14 protein-coding genes and 2 tRNA genes are annotated in these 11,874 nt (G+C 71.3%); 15 read left to right on the top strand and 1 reads right to left on the bottom strand.

What is annotated here, in order from left to right:
- The first annotated feature begins 225 nt into the window (after positions 1-225).
- The 5 genes from proB to ABZ948_RS33585 all read left to right on the top strand — a co-directional run bounded on the left by proB (position 226) and on the right by ABZ948_RS33585 (position 5,284).
- A complete protein-coding gene (proB, locus tag ABZ948_RS33605) occupies positions 226-1,332 on the top strand; it encodes a glutamate 5-kinase (RefSeq protein WP_359766044.1) in 1,107 nt (368 codons plus the stop codon).
- 134 nt (positions 1,333-1,466) lie between these two features.
- Positions 1,467-1,925, top strand: a complete 459-nt coding sequence (locus ABZ948_RS33600) for a DUF8830 family protein (RefSeq protein WP_359766042.1) — start codon at positions 1,467-1,469, stop codon at positions 1,923-1,925.
- 106 nt (positions 1,926-2,031) lie between these two features.
- Entirely contained in the window at positions 2,032-3,318 is a 1,287-nt protein-coding gene (locus tag ABZ948_RS33595; RefSeq protein ID WP_359766003.1) for a glutamate-5-semialdehyde dehydrogenase, read from the top strand.
- A gap of 230 nt (positions 3,319-3,548) precedes the next feature.
- Positions 3,549-4,124, top strand: a complete 576-nt coding sequence (locus ABZ948_RS33590; RefSeq protein ID WP_494487299.1) for an SCO2584 family spore wall biosynthesis protein — start codon at positions 3,549-3,551, stop codon at positions 4,122-4,124.
- Positions 4,125-4,213: 89 nt separating this feature from the next.
- On the top strand, positions 4,214-5,284 hold the full coding sequence (locus ABZ948_RS33585; protein WP_359765998.1) for an SCO2583 family membrane protein: 1,071 nt from the start codon (positions 4,214-4,216) through the stop codon (positions 5,282-5,284).
- A gap of 57 nt (positions 5,285-5,341) precedes the next feature.
- On the opposite strand, the gene ABZ948_RS33580 is transcribed toward ABZ948_RS33585, so the two are convergent.
- Entirely contained in the window at positions 5,342-6,457 is a 1,116-nt protein-coding gene (locus tag ABZ948_RS33580; RefSeq protein ID WP_359766040.1) for a M48 family metallopeptidase, read from the bottom strand.
- Positions 6,458-6,581: 124 nt separating this feature from the next.
- Here ABZ948_RS33580 and ABZ948_RS33575 point away from each other — a divergent pair, with 124 nt between their 5' ends.
- The 10 genes from ABZ948_RS33575 to ABZ948_RS33530 all read left to right on the top strand — a co-directional run bounded on the left by ABZ948_RS33575 (position 6,582) and on the right by ABZ948_RS33530 (position 11,817).
- Entirely contained in the window at positions 6,582-6,740 is a 159-nt protein-coding gene (locus ABZ948_RS33575; protein WP_359765996.1) for a hypothetical protein, read from the top strand.
- A gap of 163 nt (positions 6,741-6,903) precedes the next feature.
- Positions 6,904-7,068: a hypothetical protein gene (locus tag ABZ948_RS33570; RefSeq protein ID WP_031114075.1), complete on the top strand. Its 165-nt coding sequence runs from the start codon at positions 6,904-6,906 to the stop codon at positions 7,066-7,068.
- Positions 7,069-7,153: 85 nt separating this feature from the next.
- The gene (gene nadD, locus ABZ948_RS33565; RefSeq protein WP_359765993.1) at positions 7,154-7,897 is read left to right on the top strand and encodes a nicotinate-nucleotide adenylyltransferase; all 744 of its coding nucleotides are present in this window, start codon (positions 7,154-7,156) and stop codon (positions 7,895-7,897) included.
- Between the two features lie 16 nt (positions 7,898-7,913).
- Positions 7,914-9,623, top strand: coding sequence for an LCP family protein (locus ABZ948_RS33560; protein ID WP_359765991.1), 1,710 nt, complete (start codon positions 7,914-7,916; stop codon positions 9,621-9,623).
- Positions 9,624-9,727: 104 nt separating this feature from the next.
- Positions 9,728-10,174, top strand: a complete 447-nt coding sequence (gene rsfS / locus ABZ948_RS33555; RefSeq protein WP_359765989.1) for a ribosome silencing factor — start codon at positions 9,728-9,730, stop codon at positions 10,172-10,174.
- The gene (locus ABZ948_RS33550) at positions 10,165-10,836 is read left to right on the top strand and encodes a histidine phosphatase family protein (protein ID WP_389621351.1); all 672 of its coding nucleotides are present in this window, start codon (positions 10,165-10,167) and stop codon (positions 10,834-10,836) included. The genes rsfS and ABZ948_RS33550 overlap by 10 nt, the downstream gene beginning before the upstream one ends.
- Before the next feature lie 98 nt (positions 10,837-10,934).
- A tRNA-Ala gene (locus ABZ948_RS33545) sits at positions 10,935-11,007 on the top strand.
- A gap of 201 nt (positions 11,008-11,208) precedes the next feature.
- Positions 11,209-11,382, top strand: a complete 174-nt coding sequence (locus ABZ948_RS33540; RefSeq protein WP_114252414.1) for a hypothetical protein — start codon at positions 11,209-11,211, stop codon at positions 11,380-11,382.
- Between the two features lie 3 nt (positions 11,383-11,385).
- Positions 11,386-11,619: a hypothetical protein gene (locus tag ABZ948_RS33535; protein ID WP_006136074.1), complete on the top strand. Its 234-nt coding sequence runs from the start codon at positions 11,386-11,388 to the stop codon at positions 11,617-11,619.
- 125 nt (positions 11,620-11,744) lie between these two features.
- Positions 11,745-11,817, top strand: a tRNA-Ala gene (locus ABZ948_RS33530).
- Positions 11,818-11,874: the final 57 nt, after the last annotated feature.

The following is an 11,874-nucleotide window of genomic DNA, read 5'->3' as shown; positions in this document are numbered from 1 at the left end:
GTGCGGAGTGCGGCGGCTCGCGTCCGTCCCGCCGCGCCACCCCACCGCGAGGGCGTGGCCGTCGCCCGTCACCGCGAGGGCATGACCGTCGTCCCGTGACGTGGGCCGTACTGTCCGTAGCGTGGACCGGGGCCGCGTCCCCTCCTGCCGTCCCGTAGATTGCCTGGTGAGCGACCGCATCGGAGTGAGGGGACGGACGGCGACGTGGCAGGGGCAAGACAGGCCGTGGGCGAGGCCCGCAGGATCGTCGTCAAGGTCGGATCCTCCTCGCTGACCACCGCCTCGGGCGGCCTGGACGCGGACCGCGTGGACGCGCTGGTCGACGTGCTCGCCAAGGTCCGCAGCGGCGGCGAACGCGAGATCGTCCTGGTCTCCTCCGGTGCCATCGCCGCCGGTCTCGCCCCGCTGGGCCTGCGCCGCCGCCCCAAGGACCTGGCCCGGCAGCAGGCCGCCGCCAGCGTCGGCCAGGGCCTGCTGGTCGCCCGCTACACCGCCTCCTTCGCCCGCTACGGCGTCCGCGTCGGCCAGGTGCTGCTGACCTCCGACGACATGAGCCGCCGCGCCCACCACCGCAACGCCTCGCGCACCCTCGACAAGCTGCTCGCGATGGGCGCCTTCCCGATCGTCAACGAGAACGACACCGTCGCCACGGACGAGATCCGCTTCGGCGACAACGACCGCCTCGCCGCCCTCGTCGCCCACCTCGTCCACGCCGACCTGCTGGTCCTGCTCTCCGACGTGGACGGCGTCTACGACGGGGACCCCGCGAAGCCCGGCACCTCCCGCATCGGCGAGGTGCGCGACCCGTCCGACCTCGCGCACGTCGAGATCGGCAGCGCGGGCAAGGCCGGTGTCGGCACCGGCGGCATGGTCACCAAGGTCGAGGCCGCCCGCATCGCCGCCGCCGCCGGCGTCCCCGTCGTCCTCACCAGCACCGTCCACGCGGCCGACGCCCTGACCGGCCAGGACACCGGCACCTACTTCCACCCCACCGGCAAGCGCTCCGCCGACCGGCTGCTGTGGCTCCAGCACGCCTCCACCCCGCAGGGCGCGCTCACCCTGGACGACGGCGCCGTACGGGCCGTCGTGGACCGCCGCAAGTCGCTGCTGCCGGCCGGGATCGCCGCCGTCGAGGGCGAGTTCAGCGCCGGCGACCCCGTCGAGCTGCGCGACACCGAAGGGCACGCGGTGGCCCGCGGGCTGGTCAACTTCGACGCCAAGGAGATCCCCCGGCTGATCGGCCGCTCGACCCGGGAACTCGCCCGCGAACTCGGACCCGCGTACGAACGCGAGGTCGTACACAGGGACGACCTGGTGGTCCTGCACCCGTAATGTGTCGAAACGTCCGCCCCCGGTGGTGGACGTTCCGCAAAACCGCCACGCGATCCCTTGCGGCCTGCTCAACTTTGTCTCAGGGAACTGTTCCGCAGCACCGCCGCTGAGCGAAGGAGGCCGTCGTGAGACGAGTGCGCCCTGGGACCCCGGCGTCCCGTGGTGGTACCGGCTCCCGCGCGGCCGGTGAGGAGCGCGCCCTGACCAGTGTGGCGGCCGGGGACCGGTTCGAGGGCGAGGAACCCGCGGACACCCCGCGCCTGTGGCACGTCACCCTCAGCGTCTCCGGCAAGGAGGCCCCGCTCCCCGAGGTGCGGCGCGCCCTGGAGCAGCTCGCCCACGACCACCCCTTCCTCCTGACCAGCCGCTACGCCGTCGACCACGCCGAGATCCGCTACTGGGAGGAGGCCCGCGACCTGCACGACGCGGCCGCCGTCGCCCTGCGCCTGTGGGGCGAGCACCGGCAGACCGCCGGGCTGCCGCCCTGGGAGATCGTCGGCCTTGAGGTCATCGACCGCGCGACCTACCACCAGCGCATCGCCGAGGGATACGGGCCGCCGCCGGCGTCACCGGTCGGCGTGCATCCCTTTTGATCCGGTCCGGCCGGTCCCGGTGAGTGCTTCGGTCAGTGTCTCGGGAAGTGTCTCGGGGTGTGGAACACGCCGTGAACGGACCCGCCGCGCGCACTACCCTTCCCTCATGACCACGCTCTCTCCGTACGACTCGATGTCCCCGGTCACCGAGGCCGCCTACCGCGCCAAGGCCGCCGCCGCGAGCCTCGCGCCGCTGCCGCGGGCCGAGAAGGACGACGCGCTGCTCGCCATCGCGGACGCGCTGGAGGTCCGTACGAGCGAGATCGTCGAGGCCAACGCCAAGGACGTCGCCAAGGCCCGCGAGGCCGGCATCAGCGAGGGCATGATCGACCGGCTCACGCTCACCCCGGAGCGGATCCGCGCCATCGCCTCCGACGTGCGCGACGTCGCCGCCCTGCCCGACCCGGTCGGCGAGGTCGTCCGCGGCTCCACGCTGCCCAACGGCATCGATCTGCGCCAGGTCCGGGTGCCGCTCGGCGTCGTCGGGATCATCTACGAGGGCCGGCCGAACGTCACCGTCGACGCCGCCGCCCTCTGCCTGAAGTCCGGCAACGCGGTCCTGCTGCGCGGCTCCTCATCGGCCTACCAGTCCAACACGGCCCTCGTGCGCGTCCTGCGCGACGCCGTGGGCGGGGCCGGGCTGCCCGCCGACGCCATCCAGCTCGTGCCCGGCGAGAGCCGCGAGAGCGTCCGCGAGCTGATGCGCGCCCGCGGCCTGGTCGACGTGCTCATCCCGCGCGGCGGCGCCTCCCTGATCAACACGGTCGTCCAGGAGTCCGTCGTCCCGGTCATCGAGACCGGCACCGGCAACTGCCACGTCTACGTCGACGCGGCGGCCGACCTCGACATGGCCGTCGAGATCCTGATCAACTCCAAGGCCCAGCGGGTCGGCGTCTGCAACGCCGCCGAGACCCTCCTCGTCCACCAGGACATCGCCGCCGAGTTCCTGCCGCGCGCACTGGACGCCCTCGCGGAGGCCGGGGTCACGGTCCACGCCGACGAGCGCGTGCAGGCCTACGCCAAGGACTCCAAGGCCACCGTCGTCGAGGCGACGGCCGAGGACTGGGAGACGGAGTACCTGTCGTACGACATCGCCGCGGCCGTGGTCGACTCCCTGGACAAGGCCGTCGAGCACATCCGGCTGTGGACCTCCGGCCACACCGAGGCCATCGTGACGACCTCCCAGCAGGCCGCCCGCCGCTTCACCCAACTGGTCGACTCGACCACGGTCGCCGTCAACGCCTCCACCCGCTTCACGGACGGCGGCCAGTTCGGCTTCGGCGCCGAGATCGGCATCTCCACGCAGAAGCTGCACGCCCGCGGCCCGATGGGCCTGCCGGAGCTGACCAGCACGAAGTACATCGTGACCGGGGACGGCCACGTACGGCGCTGAGCCACGTCCGGTGCTGAGCCACGTCCGGCGCTAGCCATGTACAGCGCTGAGCCACGTACAGCGCTGAGCCACGCCCGGCGCGCGGAGCCATGCCGGGCGGCGCATACACGTGCGGCAGGCGCGGGCAGGCTGGGCGCGCGCCGTCGCCGACCGCGTGGAAGCCGTCTCAACGGGCGGATGAATTTCCATACCGTCTGCCCAAATTGACCCCCCAGGTCTACTCTGGATCCGTGCCGGAGGACGTGGGGGGCACGCCGTTTCCCGACGGCTGGGAGCCCGACGACGACCACGACCGCGGGGTGTCGGACGAAGAGTTCGCCTCCGTGGTCTTCGACGAGGCCTTCGTACGCGCGGCCGTGGTGCACGAGCCGACCGCCGTGGAGCGCCTCCTGGCCGCCGCTCAGGCGAGAGCCGAGGCCTCCGAGGCGGAGGCCCGCCGCGCCCACACCGGAGGCGAGCGGTACGACGACGGGTACGGCCCGGACGGCCACCGCGATTTCGGCCATGATCCCGACCTCGACGAGTTCGACGACTCCGACATCCTCGAGGACCACTACGGGGGCTCGGGACCGTACTCCAAACAGGTCCGCTGGCACCGGCCCGTCGCCTGGCTGCTCGCCCTCGTGATGGGCGTCGGCATGGTCGCGCTGGCCTTCACGGCGGTCTACCGGGGCGCGTCCTCCAACCGCGAGGAACCCGCGCCGCCGCCCGCCTCGACCGGAGTGGAACAGGGCAGCGGGGCCACGCCCTCCGCCTCCGCCGACTACTCCCAGCCGGCCGTCTCGGTGATCCCCCGCACCCCCTGACCGGAACCCGCCCGCGTTGGTGAGAACCTGTCAGAACTTGTGGAGCAGCGCTGCGTTTACCCGGGCTTCCCGCGACCTACCCTGAAGATATGGGCGGGCCTGGAGACCCACCTGAGGGGACACCCGAGGGCGGTCCCGGAGGTGGCGAGGACGAGTACCGATCCGTCGTCTTCGACGAGTCGTTCGTCCGTGCTGCCCGCCTCCAGGAGTTCTCCGCGCAGGAGCGCATGGCCGACCACGCGCCCGCCGTGCGCCGCCGCCCGCCCCTGCGCCGGGGCCTGTCCCGGCAGGCACTGGTCCTGGTCCTGCTGATCGCCATCGCCTTCGGCACCGCGATCTACATGGGCGTACGGCACCCCTACCAGGCCCCCACGGCATCGGAGCCCGTCGAACCGCTGCGGATGACCGTCATCCCGCTCGCCCCCGAGGGCAAGGTGCCCGGTACGGCCGATCCGGCGTACCTGTACGAGCACAGCCCGGCCGCGCAGTTCAAGACCGGCGCGGAGGGCGTGCCGCTGCCCGCCTCGCGGCGCACCGCGCACTTCTCCGACAGCCAGGTCGTCTCCGCCCTGACCACCGCCAAGGACTACATCATCCGCTCCGCCCTCGACCCCGAGGTGCTCACCGGCGGTGAGGTCCGGGCCGTCCGCGTCCTGCTCGACCCCGACCAGCTGGACCAGTTCGACCAGAGCTTCGCCCGCCCCACCGCGGACGGACGCCACGCGCCCACCGGGTGGCTCGTCCGCTTCGACCCCTCCCGGGCCGAGCTGGCGGACCGCAGGGTCCGGGTCCAGGGCACGCTGCAGGCCGCCGAGGCCGACTCGTCGACGCTCGAGGTCACCGCTGACCACACGTTCGTGTACGCGCTACGGCCGGCCGGGGCCGGTGACAAGGCCGAGGTGTCCCTGTTCACCCTGCGGCGCGAGCTGCACTTCCGCTTCGACCGCGACGACCTGCGCCTGCACCAGGCCCAGCTCGTCGTCTCCTACGTCCAGGCCGGCCCGCTGTCCTGCGCCGAGGACTCCACGAACCACCTCCGCCCCCTGCTCGCCGGCCAGACGGCCAAGGAGGGCGGCCCCGCGGGCACGGACCCCTACGCCACGGGCAGCGCCACGGCCCTGTGCGGCTCCCTGGCGACGAGCGCACAGCCGAAGGTCTGAGACGCACTCCCGGAGTCCCTGCGCGGCACAGGGCTCGCGCAGAGCGCCCTGTCTGTCCTAGCGCGGCGGCTCGTCGTCCCCCGGAGTGTCCGACGAGCCCGGCGCTTCCGGGCCACGGGGCGGCTTCTGGGCCGGGTTGGTGAAGCCGCCGAAGCCCCGGCGGACCCGGTCGCCCAGGTCGCCGGCGCCGCCCGCGAGGTCGGTGACCAGCTTCATCAGCGGGTCCTTGGAACTCTTCACATGCGTCGTGTAGTGGTTGGCGGAATCCCGCCAGGAGTCCCGGACCGAGGTGTCCTGGTCCTCGTCGCGGCGCGGGTAGTGGCCGTCCATGATCCGCTGGTAGTCCCGCGACTCGGCCCACTTCTTCAGCTCGGCCGCCCGCACCGTGGTGAACGGGTGGGAGCGGGGCAGCACGTTCAGGATCTTCAGCACGGAGTCGCGCAGGTCGCCGCCCGCCTCGTACTCCTCGGCCTGCTCCAGGAACGCGTCCACGTTCATCTGGTGCAGGTGGTTGCCGCCCGCGATCTTCATCAGGCCGCGCATGGACGCCTGCAGGTCCTGCCCCACCAGCAGCCCCGCACGGTCCGCGGACAGCTCCGACTTGCGGAACCACTCGCGCAGCCCGGTCACGATCGCCATGATCGCGAGGTTGCCCAGGGGGATCCAGGCGACTCGGACGGCGAGGCTGGTCAGGAACAGCAGGATGGTCCGGTACACGGAGTGCCCGGACAGCGCGTGTCCCACCTCGTGGCCGATGACCGCCCGCATCTCCTCCTCGTCGAGCAGCTCGACGAGGCCGGTGGTGACGACGATGATCGGCTCGTCCAGGCCGATGCACATCGCGTTCGGCTGCGGGTCCTGGTTCACGTACATCGGCGGGACCTTCTCCAGGTCCAGGATGTAGCAGGCGTCCCGCAGCATCACGTTCAGGTGCGAGAACTGCTGGTCCGAGACCCGCACCGAGTCGGACAGGAACAGCAGTCGCAGACTGCGCTCGGGGAGCAGGCCGCTGAGGGCCTTGAACACCGTGTCGAAACCGCTCAGCTTGCGCAGCGCCACCAGGGCGGAGCGGTCGGCCGGGTGCTCGTAGGTACGCGAGGAGATTCCGGGGAAGCGCCTGCGCTGCCTGCTGGGCACATGCTCGTGCCCGTTGTGCTCGTGGCCGTCGGACATGTCTTCCCCCATGCGTCTGTGTGACCTTTTGCGGCCCCTTGTGCGGCCCTTTGCTTCCCCGAGGCTGAGCCCAGCCTAGGCGGAGTTACGGTGGTCGGGCAGTACAGCGAAGGGAACCACCGTCATGGAGCACCACCCCGCCGCCTGGGTCGCCGAGGCCGCCGGTGCAGCCGACCGGCAAGGGGGGCCGGGGATCCTCCGGATCGTGCTCCTCGTGATGATCGTGGGGTGTGCGCTGACCGCGTGGTTCCTGCTGCGCGGTTACAGACGGAAGGACGACTGAGGCAGCGCGAAGGTTCCCCGCCGGGCCCCGGGACCGGGTCCGGCGGCAGCGCGTGCGACCTCCGCGGCACGAAGAGGCGGAGTCGGGGTGATCGCGGCCGAGGGGCCCGCTTACGATGAGCCGACGTCTTTAACCCGCCCACACGCGATAGGTCCTGCCGAAGATGAGCTTCCACAGCACCGCTGCCCAGTTGGTCACCCTCGCCGCCGAGGGCCAGGAGCACGGCGGAAACCACGAGAGCCTCAGCCCCTACCTCACCGGTGGCGCCGCCCTCTTCATCCTGCTGCTCCTGCTGTGGATCACCACCCGCTTCAACCGCGACCGCTGAGCCCCGGCAGGGCGCCCCGCGCGGCTGCCCCGGGGAGCACGGGGGCGACCGGAGCCCTCAGGCGGGGCCGGTAGGGTCTGCACGCATGGGAGAGCAGGACATGCCTACCGGTCCGGCGAACGAGACGCCGTACGACCCGGCACAGGACACGGCGAGCGGCACCGAGCGACACTCGGAGCCCCGCCGTGCCGCCACGGCGCCCCGCCAGATCGACGGCCCCGGCAAGAGTCCGTCGCAGCCGGGCAAGCGCCGCCTCGGCGTCATGGGCGGCACCTTCGACCCGATCCACCACGGACACCTGGTGGCGGCCAGTGAGGTCGCCGCGGCGTTCCACCTCGACGAGGTGGTCTTCGTCCCGACCGGCCAGCCCTGGCAGAAGAGCGACCGCAGCGTCTCCCCGGCCGAGGACCGCTACCTGATGACGGTCATCGCGACCGCCGAGAACCCGCAGTTCTCCGTGAGCCGCATCGACATCGACCGCGGCGGCCCCACCTACACCGTGGACACGCTGCGCGACCTGCGCGCGCTCAACCCCGACACGGACCTCTTCTTCATCACCGGCGCCGACGCGCTCGCCCAGATCCTCACCTGGCGGGACTCGGCGGAGCTGTTCTCCCTCGCGCACTTCATCGGGGTGACCCGGCCGGGCCACCACCTCGACGACACCGGACTCCCCGAGGGCGGCGTCTCGCTCGTGGAGGTCCCCGCCCTCGCCATCTCCTCCACTGACTGCCGTGCGAGAGTCGCCAAGGGCGATCCCATCTGGTACCTGGTGCCGGACGGAGTCGTGCGCTATATCGACAAGCGCGAGCTGTACCGCGGCGAGTGAGCCGAGAGGGGCACCGGTGAACGACCGATACGACCCGGGGTACGGGGGCGACCAGTACGAGCTCGTCGGCTACGACGAGTACGGACAGCCTGTCTACCGGCAGGTCCAGACCCAGCAGACCCAGCAGCAGGCCTACGACCCGTACGCCCAGCAAGGGCAGCAGCAACAGCAGGGGCAGCAGCAGGGCTACGGCTACGACCCCTACGGCACGCCCGGGCAGCAGCCCCCGCAGCCGTACGACTACGGCACGGGCGCGCAGCAGTCCGGCCCCGCCTACGGCTACGACCCCTACGGCTCCGCGCAGGGCGCTCCCCACGACCCCTACGGGCACGCCACGGGCGGCGCTGGCGCGCAGCCCCGCGTCGCCGAGCAGACCGCCCAGCAGACCCAGCAGACCGCCCACATCCCGCAGCAGGCCGGCCCGGCCGAGGGCGAGCGGACGCCCGACCGCGAGTACCACACCGAGCAGTTCGCCTTCGTCGAGGAGCCGGACGGCGACTCCGAAGACGTCATCGACTGGCTGAAGTTCACCGAGAACCGCACCGAGCGCCGCGAGGAGGCCCGGCGTCGCGCCCGCAGCCGGATCGTCGCCCTGGTCGTCGTCCTCGCGCTCGCCGCGGTCGGCGGCGTCGGTTACCTCTGGTACGCCGGGAAGCTGCCCGGCCTGTCCTCCGGCGACTCCGCGACGGGTACCACGACCGCCACGGGCGCCCAGAAGCGCGACGTGATCGTCGTCCACCTGCACGACACCAAGGGCGGCGGCACCGCCACCGCCCTCCTCGTCGACAACACCACCACCAAGCGGGGCACCACCGTCCTGCTGCCCAACTCCCTCGCCCTGACCAGCGACGACGGCTCCACGACGACACTCGCCAAGTCGGTCGAGGACGACGGCTCCGACGGCACCCGCGACGCCCTCGACACCGTCCTCGGCACCGACATCCAGGGCACCTGGCGCCTGGACACCCCCTACCTGCAGAACCTCGTCGACCTTGTCGGCAACATCGACGTCGACACGAACACCGACGTGCCCGACCCCGCTGCCAAGAAGAAGGGCACGGCCCCCCTGGTCAACAAGGGCCAGGACCAGACCCTCAGCGGCAAGATGGCCGTCGCCTACGCCACCTACCGCGCCCCCGGCGAGGCCCAGAACGCCCAGCTGGAGCGCTTCGGGCAGGTCATGCAGGGCGTCCTGCGCAAGCTGTCCTCCGACCCGCAGGCCGCGACGGTCACCATCCAGACGCTGAACCAGATCCTCGACCCGTCCCTGACCGACAAGGACCTCGGCACCTTCCTCGCCGGGCTCTCCGACCTCGCCAAGGGCGGCGACTACAAGACGGACCTGCTGCCCGTCCAGAGCGACGGCACGCTCAGCGCCCGGACCGGCGCGGGGATCGTCAAGAACGTCCTCGGCGGCACCGCCAAGAGCCCCGACAAGGACGCCGCCGTCAGCGTCTCCGTGCAGAACGCCACCGGCGTCAAGGACAACACCGGCAAGGCCCGCGTCGTGCTCCTCAACGGCGGCTTCACCTTCCTGGAGGGCGGCACGGCCGGCGCCCGGGCCACGTCCCAGGTCGTCTACGGCGACGCGGCCGACAAGGCGAACGCCGCCGAGGTCGCCAAGACCCTCGGCCTGCCCGCGAGCGCCGTCACCCAGGGCAAACTCTCCGGGAGCGCCGACGTCTCCGTGGTCCTCGGCCAGGACTACAAGCCCTCGTCCGACTAGGCGGCCGGGTTGCGCTCCCCACGTGATCACCGTAATCGCGTGGGGGGCGCACGGCGGTCCGTGAGACCCTGGGGGACAAGTGACCGCCGATCGAAAGCCTTGTAGTGACCGTGACCGACCGCTCCCAGGAGCTCATCAACACCGCCGCCCAGGCGGCCGCCGACAAGCTGGCGCACGACATCGTCGCCTACGACGTCAGTGACGTGCTCTCCATCACGGACGCCTTCCTGCTGGCCTCCGCGCCCAACGACCGCCAGGTGAAGGCGATCGTCGACGAGATCGAGGAGCGCCTCTCGAAGGAACTCGGCGCCAAGCCGGTGCGCCGCGAGGGCGACCGCGAGGCCCGCTGGGTCCTGCTCGACTACGTCGACATCGTCGTCCACGTCCAGCACAGCGAGGAGCGCGTCTTCTACGCCCTGGAGCGGCTGTGGAAGGACTGCCCCGAGCTGGAGCTCCCCGAGGACGCCAAGGCCACCCGCGGCAAGGCCGAGGAGCACGCCAAGCTGCAGGCGGCCGAGGAGGCGGCGGAGCTGGACGGAGACTGGCGGTGAGCGCCTTCAGTGAGGCCGGCAAGCCCGGCCGGGGCCGCCGCATCATCCTCTGGCGGCACGGCCAGACCTCGTGGAACGTGGAGCGCCGCTTCCAGGGCACCACGGACGTCGAGCTCACCGAGACCGGCGTCGCCCAGGCCCGCCGCGCCGCCCGGCTGCTGGCCTCCCTGAGGCCGGACGCGATCGTCGCCTCCGACCTGAGGCGGGCCGCGCTGACGGCCGCCGAGCTCGCCACGCTCACCGGCCTCGACGTCACCCACGACGAGGCGCTGCGCGAGACCTACGCGGGCGTCTGGCAGGGCCTGACGCACGAGGAGATCATCGCCCGGCACGGCGAGGAGTACGCCGCCTGGAAGCGCGGCGAGCCCGTGCGCCGGGGCGGCGGCGAACTGGAGACCGAGGTCGCCGACCGCGCCGCCCCCGTGGTGCTCCGGCACGCCGAGAAGCTCCCCGAGGGCGGCACGCTCGTCGTGGCCAGCCACGGCGGCACCATCCGCACCACCATCGGCCGCCTCCTGGGCCTCGACCCGCACCACTGGGAGAGCCTCGGCGGGCTCTCCAACTGCTGCTGGTCCGTCCTCGGCGAAGGCGCCCGCGGCTGGCGGCTGCTGGAGCACAACGCCGGCACGCTGCCGGAACCGGTGCTCGGCGACGACGACTGACCCCGGATTTCACTTTCCGGCAGGTCGCAGGCTAAAGTTCTTCTTGTTCGCCCGGCCCGCCGGAGCGAAACACCAGGCGGCTCCGCCGCGTGGCACGAGGGGCTATAGCTCAGTTGGTAGAGCGCCTGCATGGCATGCAGGAGGTCAGGAGTTCAATTCTCCTTAGCTCCACGTCAAGATCCCGTTCCCGTCCAGGGGGCGGGATTTTTCGTGCCCCGGGTTGAGTCACTCGGGCCTGCTGAGGCGTATACCTCTACGGTCGCGACGCGTGCCGTGTCCGGACTGGTACTGAGGCGTCGCTGACCGTATTGGTCCGGCCGTGGCAGAATCAAACGGCCGGAAGGGGGCGCGGCCCGACGGGAGGGAGTAGCGATGCCTGCGAGCATCCTCGAGGAGGTCGACCACCTCCTCGGAGCAGCATTGACACGGGACATGTCCACCCGCCTCAGCTGCCCTTCCTGCGGATCCGCGCACGTGGCCCAGATGCTCGGCGACAACGGCGGGATCTCCTACGTGTGCACGGCCTGCGGCCACAGCTGGAGCTGATCGATGGGTGCACACAGGCGGAAGTGCGACTGGTGTGGCAGCGGGACGCCGATCGTCCGCGACATGGAGCCGATCAATCCCGACTACCAATACTGGTGCGAGGAGTGCGCGCGGGCGCTGATCATAAAAGGCGACCCGATCGAGACGTACCGCGAGCTGGAGGGCGAGCCGATCTACGGCCGGCTCCTGGAGGAGCACTGCACGCTCAAGCGGTTCTATTCGTTCGTGACGGCCTGACGCCCGAAGGACCGGTATGACGGACATAACGGTCATATCGGGCAAGCGGAAACCGATTTGGTGTTGGGCCCGATGGACCAGTAATGTTGGCGTCGCCGCCGGGGAAACCGGGCGGAGCACAACAAGGGGCTATAGCTCAGTTGGTAGAGCGCCTGCATGGCATGCAGGAGGTCAGGAGTTCAATTCTCCTTAGCTCCACAGAAGATGAAGAAGGCGGGGCATCCGATCCGATGGCCCGCCTTAATTTGTGCACAG

It is taken from the genome of Streptomyces olindensis (assembly GCF_040645895.1).
Classification (GTDB): domain Bacteria; phylum Actinomycetota; class Actinomycetes; order Streptomycetales; family Streptomycetaceae; genus Streptomyces; species Streptomyces olindensis.
The sequence above is the reverse complement of the archived record's forward strand: the minus strand, read 5'-3'. Positions and strand labels throughout refer to the sequence as shown.